Source organism: Ruegeria sp. CG11 (assembly GCF_056537245.1).
Genome location: NZ_JBQFRE010000002.1, coordinates 411,367 through 431,829, shown reverse-complemented (window position 1 = coordinate 431,829; position 20,463 = coordinate 411,367). Strand labels below are relative to the sequence as shown.

Annotated in this window: 29 protein-coding genes; 18 read left to right on the top strand and 11 right to left on the bottom strand. The window is 59.9% G+C overall.

Annotated features, from left to right (window positions below):
• The first annotated feature begins 3 nt into the window (after positions 1-3).
• The 6 genes from def (ACR0KW_RS08275) to speB all read left to right on the top strand — a co-directional run bounded on the left by def (ACR0KW_RS08275) (position 4) and on the right by speB (position 3,295).
• Positions 4-522, top strand: coding sequence for a peptide deformylase (def, locus tag ACR0KW_RS08275; RefSeq protein WP_480804724.1), 519 nt, complete (start codon positions 4-6; stop codon positions 520-522).
• Entirely contained in the window at positions 519-1,013 is a 495-nt protein-coding gene (gene def / locus ACR0KW_RS08270; protein WP_480804557.1) for a peptide deformylase, read from the top strand. Before def (ACR0KW_RS08275) ends, def (ACR0KW_RS08270) begins: the two co-directional genes overlap by 4 nt.
• A gap of 2 nt (positions 1,014-1,015) precedes the next feature.
• Positions 1,016-1,930 carry a methionyl-tRNA formyltransferase gene (gene fmt, locus ACR0KW_RS08265; RefSeq protein WP_480804556.1) on the top strand — a complete coding sequence of 305 codons (915 nt, stop codon included), beginning with the start codon at positions 1,016-1,018 and terminating at the stop codon, positions 1,928-1,930.
• A 5-nt stretch (positions 1,931-1,935) separates the two neighbouring features.
• On the top strand, positions 1,936-2,172 hold the full coding sequence (locus tag ACR0KW_RS08260; RefSeq protein ID WP_170328331.1) for a hypothetical protein: 237 nt from the start codon (positions 1,936-1,938) through the stop codon (positions 2,170-2,172).
• 1 nt (position 2,173) lies between these two features.
• Positions 2,174-2,410 carry a GlsB/YeaQ/YmgE family stress response membrane protein gene (locus ACR0KW_RS08255; RefSeq protein WP_480804555.1) on the top strand — a complete coding sequence of 79 codons (237 nt, stop codon included), beginning with the start codon at positions 2,174-2,176 and terminating at the stop codon, positions 2,408-2,410.
• Positions 2,411-2,473: 63 nt separating this feature from the next.
• The gene (gene speB, locus ACR0KW_RS08250) at positions 2,474-3,295 is read left to right on the top strand and encodes an agmatinase (protein ID WP_480804554.1); all 822 of its coding nucleotides are present in this window, start codon (positions 2,474-2,476) and stop codon (positions 3,293-3,295) included.
• Positions 3,296-3,297: 2 nt separating this feature from the next.
• On the opposite strand, the gene ACR0KW_RS08245 is transcribed toward speB, so the two are convergent.
• From ACR0KW_RS08245 to ACR0KW_RS08215, 7 genes are all read right to left on the bottom strand, one after another.
• Positions 3,298-3,900: a COG3904 family protein gene (locus ACR0KW_RS08245; protein WP_480804553.1), complete on the bottom strand. Its 603-nt coding sequence runs from the start codon at positions 3,898-3,900 to the stop codon at positions 3,298-3,300.
• A gap of 18 nt (positions 3,901-3,918) precedes the next feature.
• Positions 3,919-4,542, bottom strand: coding sequence for a trimeric intracellular cation channel family protein (locus tag ACR0KW_RS08240; RefSeq protein WP_480804552.1), 624 nt, complete (start codon positions 4,540-4,542; stop codon positions 3,919-3,921).
• Positions 4,539-5,006, bottom strand: coding sequence for a ribonuclease HI (gene rnhA / locus ACR0KW_RS08235; RefSeq protein WP_480804551.1), 468 nt, complete (start codon positions 5,004-5,006; stop codon positions 4,539-4,541). Before rnhA ends, ACR0KW_RS08240 begins: the two co-directional genes overlap by 4 nt.
• A complete protein-coding gene (locus ACR0KW_RS08230) occupies positions 4,999-5,583 on the bottom strand; it encodes a class I SAM-dependent DNA methyltransferase (protein ID WP_480804550.1) in 585 nt (194 codons plus the stop codon). Before ACR0KW_RS08230 ends, rnhA begins: the two co-directional genes overlap by 8 nt.
• Positions 5,580-6,032, bottom strand: a complete 453-nt coding sequence (locus tag ACR0KW_RS08225; RefSeq protein WP_480804549.1) for a DUF3429 domain-containing protein — start codon at positions 6,030-6,032, stop codon at positions 5,580-5,582. The genes ACR0KW_RS08230 and ACR0KW_RS08225 overlap by 4 nt, the downstream gene beginning before the upstream one ends.
• Positions 6,029-6,979 (bottom strand): 4-hydroxy-3-methylbut-2-enyl diphosphate reductase, encoded by a 951-nt coding sequence (gene ispH / locus ACR0KW_RS08220; protein WP_170328323.1) that lies wholly within the window; start codon positions 6,977-6,979, stop codon positions 6,029-6,031. The genes ACR0KW_RS08225 and ispH overlap by 4 nt, the downstream gene beginning before the upstream one ends.
• Before the next feature lie 194 nt (positions 6,980-7,173).
• On the bottom strand, positions 7,174-7,749 hold the full coding sequence (locus ACR0KW_RS08215) for a LabA-like NYN domain-containing protein (RefSeq protein WP_058283597.1): 576 nt from the start codon (positions 7,747-7,749) through the stop codon (positions 7,174-7,176).
• Positions 7,750-7,889: 140 nt separating this feature from the next.
• Here ACR0KW_RS08215 and folK point away from each other — a divergent pair, with 140 nt between their 5' ends.
• From folK to rnc, 9 genes are all read left to right on the top strand, one after another.
• The gene (gene folK / locus ACR0KW_RS08210) at positions 7,890-8,459 is read left to right on the top strand and encodes a 2-amino-4-hydroxy-6-hydroxymethyldihydropteridine diphosphokinase (RefSeq protein ID WP_480804548.1); all 570 of its coding nucleotides are present in this window, start codon (positions 7,890-7,892) and stop codon (positions 8,457-8,459) included.
• A 94-nt stretch (positions 8,460-8,553) separates the two neighbouring features.
• Positions 8,554-8,907 (top strand): DNA-directed RNA polymerase subunit omega, encoded by a 354-nt coding sequence (gene rpoZ / locus ACR0KW_RS08205; RefSeq protein WP_170328321.1) that lies wholly within the window; start codon positions 8,554-8,556, stop codon positions 8,905-8,907.
• Positions 8,908-8,933: 26 nt separating this feature from the next.
• Complete coding sequence (locus ACR0KW_RS08200) at positions 8,934-11,066, top strand: RelA/SpoT family protein (protein ID WP_480804547.1); 2,133 nt, start codon at positions 8,934-8,936, stop codon at positions 11,064-11,066.
• Positions 11,067-11,082: 16 nt separating this feature from the next.
• Positions 11,083-11,781 carry a DUF2062 domain-containing protein gene (locus ACR0KW_RS08195; RefSeq protein WP_480804546.1) on the top strand — a complete coding sequence of 233 codons (699 nt, stop codon included), beginning with the start codon at positions 11,083-11,085 and terminating at the stop codon, positions 11,779-11,781.
• Positions 11,774-12,520 (top strand): pyridoxine 5'-phosphate synthase, encoded by a 747-nt coding sequence (locus ACR0KW_RS08190; RefSeq protein WP_480804545.1) that lies wholly within the window; start codon positions 11,774-11,776, stop codon positions 12,518-12,520. Before ACR0KW_RS08195 ends, ACR0KW_RS08190 begins: the two co-directional genes overlap by 8 nt.
• On the top strand, positions 12,520-12,993 hold the full coding sequence (locus ACR0KW_RS08185) for a hypothetical protein (protein ID WP_480804544.1): 474 nt from the start codon (positions 12,520-12,522) through the stop codon (positions 12,991-12,993). The genes ACR0KW_RS08190 and ACR0KW_RS08185 overlap by 1 nt, the downstream gene beginning before the upstream one ends.
• Positions 12,990-13,409, top strand: coding sequence for a holo-ACP synthase (gene acpS / locus ACR0KW_RS08180; protein ID WP_480804543.1), 420 nt, complete (start codon positions 12,990-12,992; stop codon positions 13,407-13,409). The genes ACR0KW_RS08185 and acpS overlap by 4 nt, the downstream gene beginning before the upstream one ends.
• Positions 13,410-13,466: 57 nt before the next feature.
• Positions 13,467-14,306 (top strand): signal peptidase I, encoded by an 840-nt coding sequence (gene lepB, locus ACR0KW_RS08175; protein WP_480804542.1) that lies wholly within the window; start codon positions 13,467-13,469, stop codon positions 14,304-14,306.
• Positions 14,303-14,983 (top strand): ribonuclease III, encoded by a 681-nt coding sequence (rnc, locus tag ACR0KW_RS08170; RefSeq protein WP_480804541.1) that lies wholly within the window; start codon positions 14,303-14,305, stop codon positions 14,981-14,983. The genes lepB and rnc overlap by 4 nt, the downstream gene beginning before the upstream one ends.
• Before the next feature lie 122 nt (positions 14,984-15,105).
• Here rnc and ACR0KW_RS08165 read toward each other — a convergent pair whose 3' ends face one another.
• On the bottom strand, positions 15,106-16,482 hold the full coding sequence (locus tag ACR0KW_RS08165) for a multicopper oxidase family protein (RefSeq protein ID WP_480804540.1): 1,377 nt from the start codon (positions 16,480-16,482) through the stop codon (positions 15,106-15,108).
• Between the two features lie 156 nt (positions 16,483-16,638).
• Between ACR0KW_RS08165 and era the strand changes: the two genes are divergently transcribed.
• Together era and ACR0KW_RS08155 are read left to right on the top strand one after the other, a co-directional pair.
• On the top strand, positions 16,639-17,547 hold the full coding sequence (gene era / locus ACR0KW_RS08160) for a GTPase Era (RefSeq protein WP_170328312.1): 909 nt from the start codon (positions 16,639-16,641) through the stop codon (positions 17,545-17,547).
• Positions 17,544-17,873 (top strand): DUF1491 family protein, encoded by a 330-nt coding sequence (locus ACR0KW_RS08155; protein ID WP_480804539.1) that lies wholly within the window; start codon positions 17,544-17,546, stop codon positions 17,871-17,873. Before era ends, ACR0KW_RS08155 begins: the two co-directional genes overlap by 4 nt.
• A gap of 93 nt (positions 17,874-17,966) precedes the next feature.
• Here the strand turns inward: ACR0KW_RS08155 and ACR0KW_RS08150 are convergent, their stop codons facing one another.
• Entirely contained in the window at positions 17,967-18,473 is a 507-nt protein-coding gene (locus tag ACR0KW_RS08150; RefSeq protein WP_480804538.1) for a hypothetical protein, read from the bottom strand.
• Positions 18,474-18,632: 159 nt separating this feature from the next.
• On the opposite strand from ACR0KW_RS08150, the gene recO reads away from it, so the two are divergent.
• Positions 18,633-19,358, top strand: coding sequence for a DNA repair protein RecO (gene recO / locus ACR0KW_RS08145; RefSeq protein ID WP_480804537.1), 726 nt, complete (start codon positions 18,633-18,635; stop codon positions 19,356-19,358).
• On the opposite strand, the gene ACR0KW_RS08140 is transcribed toward recO, so the two are convergent.
• Both ACR0KW_RS08140 and ACR0KW_RS08135 read right to left on the bottom strand, forming a co-directional pair.
• Positions 19,342-19,734 carry an META domain-containing protein gene (locus ACR0KW_RS08140; protein WP_480804536.1) on the bottom strand — a complete coding sequence of 131 codons (393 nt, stop codon included), beginning with the start codon at positions 19,732-19,734 and terminating at the stop codon, positions 19,342-19,344. The two genes, recO and ACR0KW_RS08140, sit on opposite strands and share 17 nt — an antisense overlap.
• 38 nt (positions 19,735-19,772) lie before the next feature.
• Positions 19,773-20,327: a hypothetical protein gene (locus ACR0KW_RS08135; protein WP_480804535.1), complete on the bottom strand. Its 555-nt coding sequence runs from the start codon at positions 20,325-20,327 to the stop codon at positions 19,773-19,775.
• Positions 20,328-20,463 lie beyond the last annotated feature (136 nt).

The following is a 20,463-nucleotide window of genomic DNA, read 5'->3' as shown; positions in this document are numbered from 1 at the left end:
CCCATGAAACGCAATATCCTGATCCATCCCGACCCCCGTCTGAAAAAGGTCTGCGCCCCGGTGACCGATCTGTCGGACGAGCTGCGCAAACTGGCCGACGACATGCTGGAAACAATGTATGACGCCCCCGGCATCGGGCTGGCGGCACCGCAGATCGGCGTGCTGGATCGCCTGATCGTGATGGACTGCGTTAAGGAAGAAGGCGAAGCGCCGCGCCCGCTGGTCATGTTCAACCCCGAGGTCATCGCATCCTCGGAGGAAACCAGCGCCTATGAGGAAGGCTGCCTGTCCATCCCCGAACAATTCGCCGAAGTAACCCGGCCCAAAGTGGTGGACGTCACGTGGATGGATCGCAATGGCAACCTGCAGCAGGAGACTTTCGATGGCCTCTGGGCGACCTGCGTGCAGCATGAGATCGATCATCTGAACGGCAAGCTGTTCATCGACTATCTCAAACCGCTGAAACGCCAGATGATCACCCGCAAGATGCAGAAACTGAAACGCGAACAGGCCCGCGCATGACCGTTCGCACCTGCCTGCCGTGGCCAGACAAACGTCTGCGGACCAGGGCCGATGACGTGGCCGAGATTACCGATGAAATCCGCGCCATCTGGGACGACATGATCGACACGATGGAGGCGATGCCCGGTGTTGGCCTCGCAGGCCCGCAGATCGGGGTGATGCTGCGGCTGGCGGTTGTGGATGGCTCAACCGAGCGTGGCAAGGCGGTGCGGTTGGCGAATCCCGAAATCCTGCACAGCTCGATCGAATTGCGCGAGCATGAAGAGGCCAGTCCGAACCTGCCCGGCGTGTCTGCCAAGGTGAAACGTCCGCGTGCGGTGACGGTGAAATTCCTGAACGAACAGGGCATGATCGACCGTCGCGATTTTGTGGGGATCGAGGCCACCAGCGTGCAGCATCAGATCGACCATCTGAACGGTCGGATGTACTTCGACCGGCTCAGCAAGGTCAAACGCGACATGCTGCTGCGCAAAGCCAAGAAACAGGGGTGACCATGCGCGTTGTCTTCATGGGAACGCCCGAGTTTTCGGTTCCGGTGCTGGATGCGCTGGTCGAGGCCGGGCATGAGATTGCTGCCGTGTATTGCCAGCCTCCGCGCCCGGCGGGGCGGGGCAAGAAAGATCGCCCGACGCCCGTTCACGCACGGGCTGAGGCGCTGGGTCTGGCTGTTCGCCACCCGGTCTCGTTGAAATCCCCTGAGGAACAGGCCGCGTTTGCTGATCTGAAAGCCGACGTTGCGGTGGTCGTGGCGTATGGGTTGCTGCTGCCGCAACCCATTCTGGATGCGCCCACGCATGGCTGCCTGAACATCCACGCAAGCCTGCTGCCGCGCTGGCGCGGCGCCGCGCCGATCCACCGGGCGATCATGGCAGGTGATGCGCAAACCGGTATCTGCATCATGCAGATGGAGGCCGGGCTGGACACCGGCCCCGTCCTGTTGCGGCAGGCCACCGATATCAGGCCGCAGGAAACCACGGCACAACTGCATGACCGGTTGGCGCCCATGGGGGCCGATCTGATCGTCGAGGCATTGGCCCGTCTGTCGGAACTGACACCCGAGCCTCAGCCCGAGGACGGCGTCACCTATGCCTCGAAAATCGACAAGGCCGAGGCGCGGGTGAACTGGTCCCGCCCGGCGGTTGAGGTTGATCGTCAGATCCGCGGCCTATCACCTTTTCCCGGTGCCTGGACCGAAATAGCGGGCGACCGGGTCAAACTGCTGGTCTCGACACTGGCCGACGGGCAGGGTGCGCCCGGAGAGGTTCTGAACGACACACTCCGCGTGGCCTGTGGCGAGGGGGCGATTGACCTGTTGCGCCTGCAGCGGGCAGGAAAGGGCGCACAGGATGCGGAAACCTTCCTGCGGGGTTGGCCAGTCGCGGTCGGAACCCGCCTGAATTCGGAGTAAGCCAGATGTTCATGGTCCTGATGGGCACCGTCGTGATTGCCGGTATCGTGGGATATCTGTCCGAAAAAACCGGGTTCACCCACAATGGATACCTGCCCTCGATCATCATTTGCGTGGGCGGTGCCTTCCTGTTCTATTTCGTCCGCATCATGTTCGGCATCAGCTTTGGCCCGCCCGGTCTGAACGCTGTGATCTCATCCATCGGCGCGCTGATCATCGTGCCGACGCATTGGAGGAAATAACGTGCCGGTCATCGCCCTGATCGTTATTGGAGCCGCCGCCGGGTTTCTGGCCACCCGCCTGATGCGGATCGAGGCCGACATCCCCACGACTATGCTTATCGGCATCGTGGGTGCGCTGGTGGGAGGTTTCCTTCTGCGCGCATTGATCACTGTGGCGGGCTGGCTGTCGGGTTTTGTCGGCGCCGTGTTGGGCGCGTTGTTGGTCATCTGGATTTGGCAAACCTGCTTGCGTCGCTAACCTCTTGACCTTTGGGTGGGATATCGGCCTGATCGCCGGAACTCTCAACCCGAAAGATACGCCATGCCATACGAACTAAACCCCGGTGACGTCGCCCTGATGGGGGTGCCGCTGGATTTGCACTCCTCGTTCCTGCAGGGGCCAGCCTTTGCGCCGGGCCGTATTCGTGAGGCGTTGCATTCCGGGGCCGCGAACCTGACCGCCGAGGATGGCACCGATCTGGGAGCGACCGACCGGTTCAAGGATGCCGGCGATCTCGACGTGTTTGAGATGATGGGGCAGGAGCCCATCGACCGGATCGAAGCCGGGGCCGCCGCCCGCATCGCAACCGGAGCGCGGCTGTTGTCGCTGGGCGGCGATCACTCGGTGGCCTATCCGCTGATCAAGGCCCATGCCGAGCGGTATGAGGGGCTGAATATCCTGCATATCGACTCGCACCCCGACCTCTATGACAGTCAGCAGATCGGCCCGCTGGGCCATGGTTGCCCTTTCGCGCGCGTAATGGAGACCTGCCAGATCAATCGTCTGGTTCAGGTCGGCATCCGCACGATGAACAAGCACCAGCAAGAGCAGGCCGACAAGTTCGGGGTTGAGGTGATCGACATGCAGAACTGGCGCCCCGATCTTGAGATCAGCTTTGACGGCCCGGTCTATCTGTCTCTGGATCTGGATGCGCTGGACCCGGCCTTTGCACCGGGCGTGTCGCATCATGAACCCGGCGGGCTCAGCACGCGTGAGGTGATCAACCTGATCCATCGGTTCAAAGGCCAGTTAGTTGGTGCCGATATTGTCGAGTTGAACCCGCACCGTGACCCATACGGGATGACGGCGATGGTGGCGGCGAAATTCGTTAAGGAAATCGGCGCGCGGCTGCTGTCACGCTGACCTTAGCGTTCGTCGCAGACAGCGGGTGAGCCAAGACGCGGTGCCCTGCCGGAGGTCAGGTTGTATTGATCGGCCTCGGCTGCTGTCATCCAGTGCATCCCCTCTGCAGGTGCGGCGTCGAGCGTGTACCAATAAAACGCGTCGTCAACGCCGATATCTTCGTAATAGTCGAGATAGCGGTCGTGCTCGGGGTCATCTGCTGGAATTTCGGTGGCGACGATGTTCCAGCCGCCCCAGCTGTGGACGCCAACACAGGCCCCGGGTTCCAGAACACGCCGCTTGCCTGCCAGAAACAGGTCTGTTCCGCCCGAGGCGACCATCCCATCCGAGGGTACAACCGTGTCAAACCCCTGTTTACGAACGACGCGCGAAAAGACGACGTTGGCATCGTCATCCACTGACCCTTCGATATATTGCAGCACAAGAGTTTTGATCTGTGGGTTCTGCCGGGTGACCTCTTCAAACTCGGTCAACGTTGTGTGGTCGATGGTGCCAACAACGACAATCTCATCCCCTTGCGCTTCGAACCGGATCGGCTCGTAGTATTCGGCGCAGGCGCTCAGAAGTACAAAACCAGTTGCGGCGAAAATTGGCGACTTTTTCATCGCGGGGTCAGGCCTTTCTCAATTGCGCGGCGGGCGGCTTTTATAGACGGGCAGTTGCCAGCCAAACAGAAGCGAACCGGCCCGCAAGGCCCAACAGATCAGCGCACAGGCGCCAAGGGCGACAAGCTCTTCAAAACCCAGCCGGTTTGCAACCACAGCGGTCAGCGCCCCTGCAAATGCGCAGGAGACATAAAGCTCACTCTGTTTCAGGACCAGTGGCACCTCGTTGCAGACCACGTCGCGCATCAACCCGCCCAGACAGCCGGTGGAAATGCCCATCAGCACGACAATCACGCCCGATTGGTCCAGCGACAGCGCGGCACCCGTACCGGCGGCCACCGCGACGGACAATGCGAAACTATCCAGCCAGATCAGCCAGTTATAGCGGCTTTCGACCAGATGGGCGGTAAAGAACACCAGCACCGCCGCGGCAACGGCGATGAGGATATAGTCGGGCTGCCCGACCCAGAAAATCGGATCTCGGTTCAGCAGCAAATCCCGTACCGTGCCGCCGCCCACCGCCGTCAGGCAGGCGATGAAGGCAAACCCCACCAGATCCAGCTGTGCCCGGCTGGCGACCAATGCGCCGGTCAGGGCAAATACCAGAACCGAGGCATAGTCCAGCAGGGCCAGCCCGCTCACGTCTGCGCCTTTTTCGGCTTGAATGGGGCCATGCCCGCGCGGGCCAGCTCATCGGCTTTTTCGTTTTCGGGGTGGCCCGCGTGGCCCTTCACCCATTCCCAGGTCACATCATGGCGGGTCTGCGCCTCATCCAGCCGCTGCCAAAGATCGACATTCTTGACGGGCTTCTTGTTCGATGTCTTCCAGCCGTTCCGCTTCCACCCGAAAATCCAGCCGGTGACGCCGTTCTTTACATAGGCGCTGTCGGTGACCACGGTAATCTTCGAGGCACGCTCCAGCGTTTCCAGTGCGCTTATTGCGGCCAACAGTTCCATACGGTTGTTGGTGGTCTCGGCTTCGCCGCCCTTCAACTCGCGCTCTTTCAGGACTTTGTCGCCGTCAATCGCTCGCAACAGCACGCCCCAGCCACCGGGGCCGGGATTGCCGGAACAGGCACCGTCGGTATAGGCAAACAGCTCAGGCATGGGCCAGCACCAGAATGAACCCGTCATAGGACCCGGCCAACCCTGTGCCCATGCCGGTGGTGATCCGGTCAATGGTGAAGCCAGCCTGCTCCAGAGCCTCTTCGATCTCGGTCTGTGAGAAATAGGTGTAGTGGCGGTCCAGTTCGTCTCGATGCTCACCGGTGCCCAGTTTTAGGCCAAGGAAAAAGACACCCTCGGGTTTCAGCGCCCGGTGGATTGCTGCCAGATGGCGGGGGAAGTCCGCCCGGGGGGCGTGCAGCAGAGAAAAGCTGGCGTAGATGCCGTCATACTCGGCTTCTTCGGTGACGTCGTCAAACGTGCCCAGATGCGCATCGACGCCGTTTTCCCGCGCGTGCTCGACAAAGGCGGGGGTTGCATCCAACGCCCGAACGGTCAGGCCCTCGCGCATGAAAAAACTGCTGTCGGACCCGGGACCTGCGCCCAGATCCAGAATGTAACCTTCGCCCACGGCCTCGGCAAAGGCCATGCGGGCTTCGATCTGTTCCGGGGGCAGGGGGATCTGAAGATAGTTCGCCACGCGGGTCGTATAGGCGTTGATGGTTCGTTTATCGGTCACAGGTAAACTCCTACGGCCAGGCAGGCCAGTACGATGACGGTCAGCGTTGCGCGCAGCCGCAACCACCAGGTTGGGGTCAGGCGCCAATAGGCAAAGAGGGCGTCCAAAACCAGCACCCCGGCAAACCCGTACATCAGGTTGGTGCCGGTGCTGACCGGACCGCCACCGGTTTTAAAGAACGCCCATAGCGCAGGCAGAACCGACAGCATATAGCAGGTCGCCGCCTTGCTGCCCGAGGTCTTGGTGGCGAACCCCCACAAGACCCCCGACATGAAGCTGAGGATCACCGAGCCGTAGAACAGCTGCACATACGGCCCCACAAAGCGTGATCCAAGCGTCTGCGTTCCCCAGGCGTGCAGATCATCACTTAGATAGGTCAGTGCGCCCCAGAGGAACGGGATCAGCCCAGCCAGCCCCAGAAATAGCGGGGCCCTTGGAATGCCCCTCATGCGGGTTGCCTCAGGACGCGGGGGACTTTGAACTCGACGTTTTCAACGGCAGTCTCGACCAATTCGACGGTGACGTCGAAATGATCCCGGAAAGCGTCGATCACTTCGTTGACCAGCACTTCGGGGGCCGAAGCGCCCGCGGTAATGGCGACGGACGAGATACCCTGAAGCGCGCGCCAATCGATATCGGTCGCGCGTTGCACCAGTTGCGCGTAATTGCACCCGGCGCGCGAGGCGACCTCGACCAAACGGCGTGAGTTCGATGAATTCGGCGCGCCGACCACCAGCAGAGCATCCGATTTCGGGGCCACGGCTTTCACGGCCTCTTGCCGGTTGGTGGTGGCGTAGCAGATGTCTTCCTTGTGGGGGCCGACGATAGCCGGGAACCGAGCCTCGAGCGCGGCTACGATGTCTTTGGTGTCATCCACCGACAGGGTGGTCTGGGTGACATAGGCCAGCTTGTCCGGATCGCGCACCTGCACGGTGGCCACATCTTCGACGGTTTCGACCAGTAGAACCTCGCCATCGGGCAACTGACCCATGGTGCCGACCGTCTCGGGGTGGCCCTTGTGGCCGATCATGATCATCTGCAAACCGGCATCGGCGTGGCGCTGGGCCTCGACATGCACCTTCGAGACCAACGGGCAGGTGGCGTCGACATAGATCATCTCGCGTTGTGCGGCCGTCGCAGGCACAGACTTCGGAACGCCATGGGCCGAAAAAATCACGGGGCGGTCATCGGGGCATTCGTCCAGTTCCTCGACAAACACCGCACCCTGCGCGCGCAACCCGTCAACGACGAACTTGTTGTGCACGATCTCATGGCGCACATAGACGGGGGCCCCCCATTTCTGCAGCGCCATTTCGACGATTTTGATCGCCCGGTCCACACCGGCACAAAAGCCACGTGGCGCGGCAAGGTAAAGGGTCAGAGGGGGCTTGGTCATGTCGCAGTCTCCATAGGCCACAGGTAAGTCTTTTCCCGGACTTGGTCCAGACGCCACATTGTCATTTGCCTGACATGAATCAGTGCTAGCCAGAAGGCGTTTTCAGCACCTGTTCTTAGTTAAAAAAGCGCGGTCAGGATTTCATACCCTGACCGCGCCTGTTTCTTCCCCCGGTTTGGTGTGTGGCCGGGGTTTTACTGTCCGCCGGCAGCCGCAACGCTGCGCGGCTCCATCGGCATTTCACGCGGAGGCCGCCCGATCACATCGCGCAGGTCTTCCAGTTCGATGAAGTTGTCGGCCTGACGGCGCAGCTCGTCCGAGATCATCGGCGGCTGACTGCGAATGGTCGAGACGACCGATACGCGCACGCCCTGACGTTGCAGGCTGGCAATCAGCGGGCGGAAATCCCCATCGCCCGAGAACAGCACAATATGATCGACGCGTGGCGCCAGTTCCATGGCATCAACGGTCAGTTCGATGTCCATGTTTCCTTTGACTTTCCGACGCCCCATGCTGTCGGTGTATTCTTTTGCCGGTTTCGTCACCATGGTGAAGCCGTTGTAATGCAGCCAGTCAACCAAAGGACGGATCGGCGAATACTCGTCATTTTCGAGCAGCGCTGTGTAGTAGAAAGCACGAAGCATCTTGCCGCGGCGCATGAACTCCTGGCGCAGCAATTTATAGTCGATGTCAAACCCCAGTGCTTTTGCGGCCGCATAAAGATTCGAGCCGTCGATGAACAGCGCTAGCCGTTCGTCTTTATAAAACATAAATAGTTCCTTCCGGTACAAACCAGCGACGCCGAGTGTTAGGTGAGTGAGCTAGATAAAATGCGGCGCGCTGATACGTCTATAATTAGGGCATTTGATGTGTATCGCAAGCATGCAATTCGCAGAATATAGGGAGTCTAATGGGCATTTTTTCGTCTGAAGCGGTGATTGCACTGGGTGGAAATCTCAGTTTGAGAGAATCAGGACCCAAGGTGACACTTAAAAGGGGAATTGACGCGATTTTGCGTCATGGGGTGGTGATTCGCGCCGTCAGTCGCTTTTTCGAGACCCCCTGCTTCCCGCCCGGAGCTGGACCCGACTATGTAAATGCAGCCGCCCTGATCGAGACGGACAAAACCCCGGAAGACCTGTTGCACGTGCTGCATGAGGTCGAGCATGAATTCGGTCGCGAACGGGTGCAGCGCTGGGGGATGCGCACGCTAGATCTGGATCTGGTCTGCTATGGCGACCGGGTGTTGCCGGATCGCGCCGTGTATGACCGATGGCTGGCGCTGCCGCCCGAGGTGCAGACGCAGCAGGCTCCGGACCAGCTGATCCTGCCGCATCCGCGCATGCAGGATCGCGCGTTTGTGCTGGTTCCGATGGCGGATGTGGCCCCCGACTGGCGCCATCCGGTGCTGGGGCGGACTGTCGCCGAGATGCTGGCAGACCTGCCCGCCGAGGATCTTGCGGCAGTCACCCCTCTGTGAATGATGCATTTGCGGTATTTCTTGCTTGTCAAGGCGGGGATTCGCGCATAGATAAACGTCTTCCTGACATGGATTCAGTAACGGAGAGCGCCCCATGGCCCGCGTGACGGTTGAAGATTGCGTAGACAAGGTTCCGAACCGGTTTGAACTGGTGATGCTTGCCGCCCATCGTGCGCGCGAGATTTCCGCCGGTGCGTCGATCACCGTTGACCGTGACAACGACAAGAACCCTGTCGTTTCGCTGCGCGAGATTGCGGATGAGACCCAGAGCGCCGACGAACTGCGCGAGCGCCTGATCGAGGCCAACCAGACCCAGATTGAGGTCGACGAGCCCGAAGAAGATCAGATGGCTCTGCTGATGGGTGCGGAATCGGACAAACCGGCCGAGGATGACATGTCGGAAGAGAAGCTGTTGCGCGCTCTGATGGAGGCTCAAGGCCAGGGGTAAGCCCCAAAAACGAAGGTGCGGACCGGATGATTTCTGCTAATGACCTGATTGCGCTGGTCCGCAACTACAACCCAAAAACCAATGCTGATCGCATCGCCCGGGCCTACGAGTTCGGGATGCAGATGCATGACGGTCAGTTCCGCCACTCCGGCGAACCCTATTTTACCCATCCCGTTGCCGTTGCCGCCATCCTGACTGAACAGCGTCTGGATGATGCGACCATCATCACGGCGCTGTTGCATGACACGATCGAAGACACCAAGGCTAATTACGGCAAGGTGTCCGAGTTGTTCGGCGATGAGGTCGCCAAGCTGGTTGATGGCGTGACAAAGCTGACCAACCTTCAGCTTTCCAGTCGTGAGACCAAGCAGGCCGAAAACTTCCGCAAGCTGTTCATGGCCATGTCCAAGGACTTGCGGGTCATTCTGGTCAAGCTGGCCGACCGTCTGCACAACATGCGCACCATCAAGGCGATGCGCCCGGAAAAGCAGATCGTCAAGGCGCGCGAGACGATGGATATCTACGCTCCGCTTGCAGGCCGGATGGGGATGCAGTGGATGCGCGAGGAACTGGAAGACCTCGCCTTCCGCGTTCTAAACCCCGAAGGCCGTCAGTCGATCATCCGCCGGTTTATCACTCTGCAACGTGAAACCGGCGACGTGATCCATCGCATCACCGGTGACATGCGGCACGAACTGGAAAAGGCCGGGATCGACGCCGAGGTGTTCGGCCGCGCCAAGAAACCCTATTCGATCTGGCGCAAGATGCAGGAAAAGGATCAGGGCTTTTCGCGCCTGTCCGATATCTATGGTTTCCGTATCATCACCCAGACCGAGGAAGACTGTTACCGGACATTGGGCGCAATCCACCAACGCTGGCGCGCGGTGCCGGGGCGGTTCAAGGATTATATCAGTCAGCCGAAATCCAACGGGTATCGCTCGATCCACACCACGGTGTCGGGGCGTGATGGCAAACGGGTCGAGGTCCAGATCCGCACCCGCCAGATGCACGACGTGGCTGAAACCGGCGTTGCGGCGCATTGGTCCTATCGCGATGGCGTGCGCTCGGAAAACCCATTCGCTGTTGATCCGGCCAAATGGATTGCCAACCTGACCGAACAGTTCGACAGCGAGGATGATCACGAGGACTTCCTCGAAGCTGTGAAGCTTGAAATGTACTCGGATCAGGTTTTCTGCTTCACGCCTAAGGGCGACGTGGTGAAACTACCGCGCGGCGCGACACCGATCGACTTTGCCTATGCCATCCACACTCGTATCGGTCACGCTTGTGTAGGGGCAAAAGTGGATGGCATCCGCGTGCCGCTGTGGACCCGGATCAAGAACGGGCAATCGGTGGACATCATCACTGCTGACGGTCAGACCCCTCAGGTCACATGGCTTGAGATTGCGGTCACCGGTAAGGCGCGTACCGCAATCCGCCGCGCCCTGCGCGAAGTTGATCGTGAGCGGTTTATCAAGCTTGGCAAGGAACTGGCGCGATCCGGGTTTGAGCATGTTGGTCGCAAGGCCACCGATAAGGCTCTGGATACCGCCGCCAAACACCTGCGCCTGAAGGATCGGCACGAATTGCTGGCCCGTCTCGGCAGTGCCGAGCTCACGGCGCATGATGTGGTCAGCTCGGTCTATCCAGAACTGACGCAAGACGAAGGCGACGCCATTTCGCCACGACGTGCGGTGATCGGTCTGGAACCGGGGCAGAAGTTTGACCGGGCGCCCTGCTGCCAGCCTTTGCCGGGTGAACGCATCGTCGGTATCACCTATCGCGGCAAGGGCGTGGTTGTTCATGCCATCGACTGTGACCGCCTGTCCGATTACGAAGGCGAGCCCGACCGCTGGGTCGACCTGCACTGGCATTCGGGCACGCACCCGGCCGTCTATGGTGTGACGCTGGATCTGACTATCGGCAATGACGCTGGGGTACTGGGTCGCATTTGCACATTGATCGGCGAGAAAAAGGCCAATATCTCGAACCTGGAATTCGTTGATCGCAAACCGGATTTTTACCGTCTGCTGATCAGTGTCGAACTGCGCGACCTTGAACAGCTGCATTCACTGATGCTGATGCTTGAGGCCGAAAGCGACGTTGCCGCGGTCGAACGGCACCGGGACAGGGAAAAACCCGCGGTTGCGGTTGGTTGAGAAGGGGTGATCAGGAGTGGTTTTCAAGCGCCGAGACCGACGCTCGCCCATTCGGATCGCTTCGGAGTTTGTCTATCCGCGCGGTGGCTGGACACGAGCCTTTCACTACGTCAAGCACCGAATCCGGCGCCTGCCGGATTCTCCTGAACGCATCGCGCGCGGCGTCGGGGCGGGCGTGTTCACCGCGTTCACGCCGTTTTACGGATTTCACTTCTTTATCGCGGCCATTATCAGCCGACTGATCAACGGCAACCTGCTGGCGTCGCTCAGCGGTACGTTTTTCGGCAACCCGCTGACTTATGTGCCCATCGCCGTCGTCTGCCTGCAAACCGGAAACTACCTGCTGGGTGATGATTTCGACGAAGGCGAAACCCATGGTCTGATGGATAGCTTTTCCAAAGCGCTGAGCGATCTGAAGAACAATTTCCTGGCGATGTTCACAGACCGCATTGCCGATTGGCGCGGCCTTGCCGTGTTTTACGATGAAGTGTTCTTTCCCTACCTGATCGGAGGCATCTTGCCCGGGCTTCTGGCGGGGTTTATCTGCTATTACCTCAGCCTGCCGGTGGTTCGGACCTATCAGCAGCGCCGCCGTGCCCGGATCAAGGCAAAATTTGATGAAATCAAACGGCTGGCGGAAACCAAGGTGGCTGTGCCGGTTGCTCCTCCTGTAGGCTCGGAGCGTAACTCGGAAAAGGAACCAAGCGATGTCTGACAACCTCCTGCGTCTGGGTGTGAATATCGACCACGTGGCCACAGTGCGCAACGCGCGCGGTGGTGCTTATCCCGACCCCCTGCGTGCTGCCAAGCTGGCCGAGGAAGCCGGGGCTGACGGCATCACCGCCCACCTGCGCGAAGACCGCCGCCATATCTCGGACGCTGATATCGATGGTCTAATGGAAGTTCTGTCGGTGCCGTTGAACTTTGAAATGGCCGCCACGCCCGAAATGCAGCAGATCGCCCTGCGTCACAAACCGCACGCGGTCTGCATCGTGCCCGAAAAGCGCGAGGAACGGACCACCGAAGGCGGGCTTGAGGTCGCACGCGAGGAGAACAAGCTGGCCCACTATATCGCGCCGCTGCGCGAGGCGGGCTGCCGGGTTTCCATCTTCATCGCCGCCGATCAGAGCCAAATCGAGGCCGCCCACCGTATCGGTGCCGAAGTGATTGAGCTGCATACCGGTGCCTATTGCGACGCCCATGCCGAGGGCCGTATGGATGAGGCCGCACGTGAGCTTACAAGCTTGCGTGAAATGTCCGCCTTTGCCCACTCATTGGGTCTTGAGGTGCACGCGGGCCATGGCCTTACCTATGACACGGTGAAACCCATTGCGGCCTTCCCCGAGGTGCGTGAACTGAATATCGGTCACTTTCTGATCGGCGAGTCGATCTTTCGCGGCCTCACCCCGGCCATCGCCGAGATGCGCCGTTTGATGGATGAGGCGCGGGCTTAATGGCTCGAGAGATTCCCGCTCCTAAGACAGAAGCCACTGTAAGGCTTGACCACGTCACTTACGTGGGTCTCGTCTTTGCGGTTCTGTTGGTCTTTTCCATCGTCAGGCGCGTGTTCGAATTTGATCTGCCCTTCCCGCTTATGCCCATGAGTTTCGCTCTTGTGGTGGCGGCGCTCTTTTATGGGGTGTGGGCCGGTCAGAGCGGCAAGCATTGCGACCCCTCGTTTAAAAGCTGGGTCGTAGCCAGAAAAATGGTGCTGACCGGTCTTTGTATCGTTCTGGCGCTATTCCTGTTCCAAGTTTTCGTGCTGGGGCTTTGGACGCTGATGGCCGACGAAACGGTGCTGATACGCTATGCTGTCCAGATTGTTATTGTCGGTTTGATCTCGTTCGTTCTGTGTCGATTTGCCTTCGTGCTTGGCGCCAATTGGGGCTTTGCGATGTTTCTGAAGAAAAAGAACCAAAGCGCATGATCCTCGGCATCGGCACAGACCTCGCGAATATCGACCGCATTCAGGGCACGCTCGACCGCTTTGGCGATCGATTCCGTAACCGTGTATTCACCGATACTGAACAGAGCAAGGCTGAACGCCGCGCCGACACGGCGGGAACCTATGCCAAACGCTGGGCCGCGAAAGAGGCATGTTCCAAGGCGCTGGGTACCGGTCTGCGCATGGGCATCGCATGGAAGGATATGGCGGTCACCAATTTGCGTACCGGCCAGCCGGTCATGCACGTCACCGGCTGGGCCGCCGAGCGCCTGAAAGAGATGACACCCGAAGGGCATGAGGCGATCATCCACGTTACCTTGACCGACGACCACCCCTGGGCGCAGGCCTTTGTCGTGATCGAGGCGCGGCCGCTTCAAGATCGCGCCACACAGCCTTGACTTGCCCCCCACGGCCACGCATGTAGCACCCCAACAACCCAAGGACCGGAGAGCAGTATGGCCGAGGACGTCAAAACCGGAAATCCCGTGTGGGAGACGATCAAAACCATCGTCTACGCCCTGCTGATTGCGGGCATTTTCCGCACCCTGTTCTTTCAGCCGTTCTGGATCCCCTCTGGGTCGATGAAGCAGACCTTGCTGATCGGGGATTTCCTGTTCGTTAACAAGATGGCCTACGGCTATTCCTACGCGTCCTGCCCCAGCCTGATCATTCCCCGCATCGGCCTGGACATCGACGCCGAGGACATCTGTGGTTGGATGCAGGGCGACGAAAACACCCGCTTTCTGGGCGGGGAGCCCGAGCGCGGCGACGTCATCGTCTTCCGTCACCCTGCCACCGGGCGTGATTATATCAAACGCCTGATCGGCCTGCCGGGTGATCGCATTCAAATCCGCGAGGGTCAGATCATTCTGAACGGTACGCCTGTCCCGCAAAAGCCTGATGGCGTCTTCACCGAAACGGCCGCTCCGCAAGGCCCGCAACGCCTGCGCCCGCGCTGTGAAAACGGACCGGTGGGCGTCGGCGGCGCCTGCGAAAAATCCCGGTCGATTGAAACCCTGCCGAATGGCGTCAGCTATGATGTGTTGAATATCGGCAATCAGGCCTCCGACAATACCGGTATCTACACGGTGCCCGAAGGCCACTTTTTCTTTATGGGCGACAACCGCGACAATTCCAGCGACAGCCGTCTGCCGCAATCGGCAGGTGGGGTGGGGTATGTGCCGTATGAAAACCTGATCGGTCGCGCCGACCGGATCATGTTCTCGTCCGCGGGCCGGTCGATGCTGTTCTTCTGGACATGGCGCGGTGATCGTTTCTTCAAGGCGGTCAATTGAAGCTCTCGGCAGACATAAAAGCGTTTCAGCAGCGTTTGGGGTATGAATTCTCCAACCCCGAGCTTCTGGTCCGCGCGCTGACGCATGGGTCCGTCTCGTCGGCCACCCGGCCGGATAACCAGCGGCTGGAGTTTTTGGGCGACCGGGTTCTGGGCCTTGTGATGGCCACCGCGCTGCTTGAGGCCGACAAGAAAGCCTCAGAAGGCCAGCTTGCCCCCCGTTTCAATGCGCTGGTTCGCAAAGAGGCCTGCGCCGACGTCGCCCGCCAGATCGATCTGGGCGCCGTGCTGAAACTGGGCCGGTCCGAGATGCTGTCCGGAGGTCGTCGCAAACAGGCTCTGCTGGGCGACGCGATGGAGGCCGTCATCGCCGCCATCTACCGCGATGCGGGGTTCGAGGCCGCGCGTGACGTGATCCTGGCGCTTTGGGGCGACCGCATCCACACGGTCGAGGCCGATGCCCGTGATGCCAAAACCTCGCTGCAGGAATGGGCGCAGGCGCGGGGGCAGAAACCGCCCAGCTATGTCGAGGTCAAACGCAGCGGCCCGGACCACGCACCCGTCTTTACTATCGCCGCCCGCCTGCAGGACGGGACCGAGGCGCAGGCCACCGCGGGATCAAAACGTCAGGCCGAACAGGCCGCGGCCAAGGCCTTGCTGGCAAGCCTGTCGAAGTAGCCGCCCCGAGCGACAAAGGGGTCTTCTTCATCTGGCCAATAATACCTCGGGGGTGGCCCGGTTGAAATAAGGGCGAGGGGGCTGGCCCCCTGCCGGTCGGATTGGCGCAGCCAATTCGAAACTCAGATGACCCGGATAAAGCCCGTCAACCCGGTTTTCTGATGCTCGATCACATGACAGTGGAACGCCCAGTCGCCGCGATTGTCCGCAACCAAGGCAATGTCCACGACCTCATCCTTCAACAGCAGCATCGTGTCTGTCATGAGGGGTGGCAGGCTGCGCTGGTTCGATTTCAACGGTAAGAAGGCCAGACCGTGCAAATGTATTGGATGCAGGTTCGGCGACTCGTTGCGCAGCCGCAGGACATAGCTTTCGCCCTTCGCCAGCGTCACCAGAGGGCCAACCCTCTGTACCGCGTCACCGGGCCATGGTTTCCGGTTGATTGACCAGAAATTGGCCCCCAGAGAGCCACAGAACCCATTGGTCGGTTCTCCCCCTTCGGGCGTCCAACCGAAGACAAACTCATGCATCTTGGTCTTGCTCAGATCGGGTTTGGTCACCGGGTTTACCGGTAAGGGCAGCAACTCGCGCAGGTCGCGCGACACAGATGCCCCGGTTGCTCGCAACCGCATCATCGCGCGATGTGGTTGGCCCGGGAACTTTGCCATCAGGTCAACGGTCTGCCCTTCGCCTGCAGGCATCTGTACCGCGAAATCCACCCTTTGCCCGGGGCCAACCAACAGGGGGGCCTCGGCGTTGGGCATTGGCACCTCAATCTCGACTGGGTGGCCGTCCCAAGCGATGATCCGGGCCTCGGCGCCCTGCAAATGGATCTTGTAGATGCGGGTCGTGTCCGTGTTGACCACCCGCAACCGCACCAAACCACCAGCAGAGTGATCATAGACCGGTCCGTTCAGCCAGTTCGCCGTCTGCAGATTGCCGAATGTACCCGCCCGCGCGGCTCCGCGCGTCGTGTAGGCAGGCAGGAAGGATCCATCATCATGCAGTCGGAAATCGCGCAGATTGACCACCTGTTCGCTGTCAAACCCGGGGTCTTCGGCCTCAGCAATCACCATCACGCCGGTCAGGCCGTGGGCCATCTGCTCCATCGTCATGCAATGGGGGTGATACCAATAGGTGCCGGCATCTGGCGGTGTGAATTCATAGTCAAACACCTCACCCGGTCCGATCGGCATCTGGGTCAGATAGGGCACTCCGTCCATACCGTTGGGAATGCGCAGCCCATGCCAGTGCATCGCCGTGTAGTCTGGTAGGGTGTTGCGCACCGGCAGCCGCATCACTTCACCCTGTTTGCCATACAGAACCGGTGGTGGCGCGTCTGGCGACAGGCTGACCATACCGGTGGTCACCTGATCACGCAGTGTAAAGCTGGCGGATTGAACAACCAGTTCCTGCGCCCCCGCTGCCAGTCCGAATCCGCCCAAGCCCAACGCGCCGGCGGCGGCTCCGCTGCCGAAAAGAAACTCGCGACGTTTCATTGTTGCCTCACATAAGAAGAATTGCCTGGCTGGGACTGGCGCGGCTTGATCGGGTTTTGCCACCGTAACCGCATGGCGGCAATGCGACAAATCCCTCTGGCCCGCCGGGCCTTTCTGCTATAGGGATGCGCACTTGCAAACAGGATCGCATTGAACATGACCACACGCGCCGGATTTATCGCCCTGATCGGAGAGCCCAACGCAGGCAAATCCACCCTTTTGAACCGCATGGTCGGGGCCAAGGTCTCGATCGTGACGCATAAGGTGCAGACCACGCGCGCCCGCATCCGCGGCGTTGCGATGGAAGGCGATGCGCAATTGGTGTTCGTCGATACGCCCGGCCTGTTCAAACCGCGCCGCCGACTGGATCGCGCCATGGTCGCAGCCGCGTGGGGCGGGGCTGCGGATGCCGATGTCGTCGTGCTGATGGTTGAGGCGCATCGTGGCATCACAGAAGGGGTCGAACGCATCCTCGAAGGTCTGGAGGAAATCGGGCAGGGCCGCACCGTAGCGCTGGCGATCAACAAGATCGACAAGGTGCCCTCCGAGAAGCTGCTGGCACTGACCAGCGATCTAAACGGGCGCTATCCCTTTGCCGAAACCTTTATGATTTCTGCGGAAAAGGGCTTTGGTGTGGATGATCTGCGCAAATGGCTCGCTTCGGAACTGCCCGAAGGGCCGTGGCTGTACCCCGAAGATCAGATCGCTGATCTGCCCTTGCGCATGATCGCGGCCGAGATGACGCGAGAAAAGCTGACCCTGCGCCTGCATCAGGAACTGCCCTACCAACTGACCGTCGAGACCGAGAACTGGGAGGAGCGCAAGGACGGTTCCGCCAAGATCGATCAGGTCATCTATGTCATGCGCGACGGCCATAAAGGCATTGTGTTGGGCAAACGTGGTGAGACGATCAAGGCCGTCAGCCAGGCTGCGCGGGCCGAGTTGGAAGAGTTCCTCGACCGCAAGATCCACTTGTTCCTGCAGGTCAAGGTCCGGCCCAACTGGCTGGAGGAATCCGAGCGCTATTCGGAAATGGGTCTGGATTTCAAAGACGGCAACACATGAGCCGCCTGACGGCTGAATTCTGGGTCCACGCCTATCTGGCGCGGCTTCGCTTTCAGGAAATCCCGGCGTTTGTCGTGGCCCATGGCGACGACACGGCGGGGGCGGTTCTGATCAAACTGAACACGCTGGATGGTCAGGCAGCGGCCTTCCAGCGCAGCTTTGACCTAATGAGCGGTGAGCGCAAATGGGTCGAACTCTCCTCCGGCCCCGAGGCGGATGTGGACACCGCCATCGAACGCCAGCGCAGCTTTGATCCCGATCTCTGGGTGATTGAGGTCGAGGATCGGCAGGGGCGGCATTTGTTGGGCGAAGAGGGGCTGGAGTAGCAACTCCTCAATATTCGAATGATCTGCTATCGCTAGCTCACTATTTCAAAGGGAACATGGTGAGGAGAATACCGATATCTTAACGGTAAGCCATCACTGTGATTTAGAGGCGGGTTGGCCTGTGCCAAGCCAATCAAGAGAAGATTTAATTCTTCCAGGGAGAGTCATCCAAGGATCGCAGCCTAATTCTGAGATAGATTTGATCCTGAGATTTTCCATTGCTGTCCGTACGTTAGCTGTTGCATCGCTACAATCAGCTAAAGAATACACCCGCGCCCCATGTACCATTTTGTTGCGCATTGTGACAGCTTCGGGAACGTGCTGCCAGTCACTTTGGCCAATGAACTCGGGTAGGCTTCGGTGCTTTCGCTCGAATACAGGCCAAATGTTGACAATGTCATTGAAACCCTTGTTCGTAAGGATTTTATCACACTGTTTGGACGAAAAGCCCCTATTGAGTGCACAGAATCTTAATGATCTCTTCATCGTCTTTTCCAAAGCAAAAACAGATGCGAGTAGAGCCTCTGCATGGTGATCGTTACTTACCAACGCATCCAGACGTTTGGTGACTTCGGAATAACCTTGACTAATCGGGTACATCAGACTTCCACTAGTTATTGAGTTTGCGGATTTCACTACCCTTTAGGTTGAGTTTCTCGATAGTACAAGACCTGACAACGTCATCACTCGCGACGTGGCTCTTGCTCATCGAAGCCCATTTCGATTGAATGTGTAGGCACTTAATGAAACGAGCTATCTTTGGACTGGCGCGATCACGGCATACTTCTGACCTCTCGCCGCCATGGTGAGACAGCGGCGATCATCGAGGTCTTTACCGAAGGCCACGGACGTCATGCCGGTGTCGTGCGCGGCGGGACCAGCCGTAAGATTGCGCCGATCCTGCAGCCCGGTGCGCAGTTGGATTTGCTCTGGCGCGCGCGGCTTGAGGAGCATATCGGGACGTTTCAGGTAGAACCCCTGCGATCCCGCGCGGCGGCTGCGTTTTCGGGGCGGTTGGCGCTGGCCGGGTTGAACGCGGTGGTGTCGTTGCTGTCGTTCTGCCTGCCCGAGCGCGAGCCGCATCCGGCGATCTACAAGCAGACCGAACAGTTGATGGACCTGTTGGGCCAGGACGAGATCTGGCCGCTGGCCTATCTGCGCTGGGAACTGGCACTGCTTGAGGAGTTGGGTTTTGGTCTGGACCTGTCCGCTTGTGCGGTGACAGGGACCACCGAAGGGTTGGTCTATGTCTCACCCAAGACCGGTCGGGCCGTCAGTGCCCAAGGCGCAGGGGAGTGGGCCGACAAGCTGTTGCCGCTACCGCCCTGTTTGCGTGGCGAAGGGGCCGCGCCGGACGCCGAACTTTCTGATGCCCTAAAGACCACGGGTTATTTTCTGGAACACAGGGTCGCGCCCTCGCTGGGCCACCATCCGCTGCCCGAAGCGCGGGCGCGGTTCGTGGATCGGTTCAATCGACGGCTGTGAACACCATCTCGTGCCCGTCATCGTTACGCAGGATCAGCACATCGCCTGACACTTCGGATAGGGTCATGGCCATGAGGGCGGCGAAATAGAAGCCCTCGGCCTCAAGCCCGGCGCAGGCGGCGCGGGTGGCGGTCAGATCCGTGACCTCAAACCACGGGTAGGGCGCGTTCAGAGTGCCGCTGTAGCTGTTGCAGGGTGCGTTGCCTTCGATCTTGCCTGCCTCGGGAAAGCGCAGCAGGGCGCTGGCCTCGTAAGGCTGCCCGTCAATCTCCTGCAGCGCCCATGTCTGGTCTGCCGCGCCATAGGCGGCGACCGTCTCATCCTTGTCGCATTGAAACAGGGCAAGCAGGGGCAGGGTCAGGATCAGGCGTGTCATGGGTCGGTCTTAGCGCAGCAGGACGGTCGACGGAACCGCTAGTAAGGCAGTTCGCCGCTGATCAACTCTTCCCGCACTTCCAGACGCGGACGCCAGTTGTACTTGGTGTCCTCTCGCACGGGGGCCCATGTCAGCGCGCCACTTGCACGCCACGGGTCAAGGATGATCCCATCATACATGGAATCCCCCTTGGCGCTGATCAGGGCCGAGTGGTGGATGATCCGGAATTGCGTCGGCGGAGACGTGGCCCAGTGCAGGTCCAGCGTACGGAAGTTTTCCTGCCGCAGGCGCGTCGTCATTGCCTGCGCCCAGTCGTTGCACAGGCCCTTTTCACGGAAGCCATTGATGACCTTGGCATTGTGAATGATGGCCGAGTCGGTGACGTTCCATTCCTGCTTCAACTGTTGTGAATAGGTGTAGGCGATTGTCGCGGCCTTTTGCGCCTCGGCCGGATCAACCTTTGGGTCGAGGGACTGAATGGCCTGCGCCAGATCGTCGATATCATTCTGCGTGGCGGTTGGCTGTGTCTTGGCGCAGCCGCTCAGGACGAGGGCCGCAAGGACCGCCCAAAGTGCGAAAAGTCGTCTGGTCATTCCGGCAGCCATTCCTTTTGAAGCGCAGGGTGCTGTAACCGGGTTGCCGTCTAAGATCAAAGGGGAAGTTTGCGCGTCAGCGGATCACAACCGGCACCCAACAGAAAAAGACCCGGCACAAAGGCCGGGCCAGTCG

What these genes read in the sequence shown, in the direction of transcription:
- def (WP_480804724.1), top strand. Translation starts at nt 4, where the DNA reads ATGAAACGCAATATCCTGATCCATCCCGACCCCCGTCTGAAAAAGGTC.
- def (WP_480804557.1), top strand. Translation starts at nt 519, where the DNA reads ATGACCGTTCGCACCTGCCTGCCGTGGCCAGACAAACGTCTGCGGACC.
- fmt (WP_480804556.1), top strand. Translation starts at nt 1,016, where the DNA reads ATGCGCGTTGTCTTCATGGGAACGCCCGAGTTTTCGGTTCCGGTGCTG.
- ACR0KW_RS08260 (WP_170328331.1), top strand. Translation starts at nt 1,936, where the DNA reads ATGTTCATGGTCCTGATGGGCACCGTCGTGATTGCCGGTATCGTGGGA.
- speB (WP_480804554.1), top strand. Translation starts at nt 2,474, where the DNA reads ATGCCATACGAACTAAACCCCGGTGACGTCGCCCTGATGGGGGTGCCG.
- ACR0KW_RS08245 (WP_480804553.1), bottom strand. Translation starts at nt 3,900, where the DNA reads ATGAAAAAGTCGCCAATTTTCGCCGCAACTGGTTTTGTACTTCTGAGC.
- rnhA (WP_480804551.1), bottom strand. Translation starts at nt 5,006, where the DNA reads ATGCCTGAGCTGTTTGCCTATACCGACGGTGCCTGTTCCGGCAATCCC.
- ACR0KW_RS08225 (WP_480804549.1), bottom strand. Translation starts at nt 6,032, where the DNA reads ATGAGGGGCATTCCAAGGGCCCCGCTATTTCTGGGGCTGGCTGGGCTG.
- ispH (WP_170328323.1), bottom strand. Translation starts at nt 6,979, where the DNA reads ATGACCAAGCCCCCTCTGACCCTTTACCTTGCCGCGCCACGTGGCTTT.
- ACR0KW_RS08215 (WP_058283597.1), bottom strand. Translation starts at nt 7,749, where the DNA reads ATGTTTTATAAAGACGAACGGCTAGCGCTGTTCATCGACGGCTCGAAT.
- folK (WP_480804548.1), top strand. Translation starts at nt 7,890, where the DNA reads ATGGGCATTTTTTCGTCTGAAGCGGTGATTGCACTGGGTGGAAATCTC.
- rpoZ (WP_170328321.1), top strand. Translation starts at nt 8,554, where the DNA reads ATGGCCCGCGTGACGGTTGAAGATTGCGTAGACAAGGTTCCGAACCGG.
- ACR0KW_RS08200 (WP_480804547.1), top strand. Translation starts at nt 8,934, where the DNA reads ATGATTTCTGCTAATGACCTGATTGCGCTGGTCCGCAACTACAACCCA.
- ACR0KW_RS08190 (WP_480804545.1), top strand. Translation starts at nt 11,774, where the DNA reads ATGTCTGACAACCTCCTGCGTCTGGGTGTGAATATCGACCACGTGGCC.
- ACR0KW_RS08185 (WP_480804544.1), top strand. Translation starts at nt 12,520, where the DNA reads ATGGCTCGAGAGATTCCCGCTCCTAAGACAGAAGCCACTGTAAGGCTT.
- acpS (WP_480804543.1), top strand. Translation starts at nt 12,990, where the DNA reads ATGATCCTCGGCATCGGCACAGACCTCGCGAATATCGACCGCATTCAG.
- lepB (WP_480804542.1), top strand. Translation starts at nt 13,467, where the DNA reads ATGGCCGAGGACGTCAAAACCGGAAATCCCGTGTGGGAGACGATCAAA.
- ACR0KW_RS08165 (WP_480804540.1), bottom strand. Translation starts at nt 16,482, where the DNA reads ATGAAACGTCGCGAGTTTCTTTTCGGCAGCGGAGCCGCCGCCGGCGCG.
- era (WP_170328312.1), top strand. Translation starts at nt 16,639, where the DNA reads ATGACCACACGCGCCGGATTTATCGCCCTGATCGGAGAGCCCAACGCA.
- ACR0KW_RS08155 (WP_480804539.1), top strand. Translation starts at nt 17,544, where the DNA reads ATGAGCCGCCTGACGGCTGAATTCTGGGTCCACGCCTATCTGGCGCGG.
- ACR0KW_RS08150 (WP_480804538.1), bottom strand. Translation starts at nt 18,473, where the DNA reads ATGTACCCGATTAGTCAAGGTTATTCCGAAGTCACCAAACGTCTGGAT.
- ACR0KW_RS08140 (WP_480804536.1), bottom strand. Translation starts at nt 19,734, where the DNA reads ATGACACGCCTGATCCTGACCCTGCCCCTGCTTGCCCTGTTTCAATGC.
- ACR0KW_RS08135 (WP_480804535.1), bottom strand. Translation starts at nt 20,327, where the DNA reads ATGACCAGACGACTTTTCGCACTTTGGGCGGTCCTTGCGGCCCTCGTC.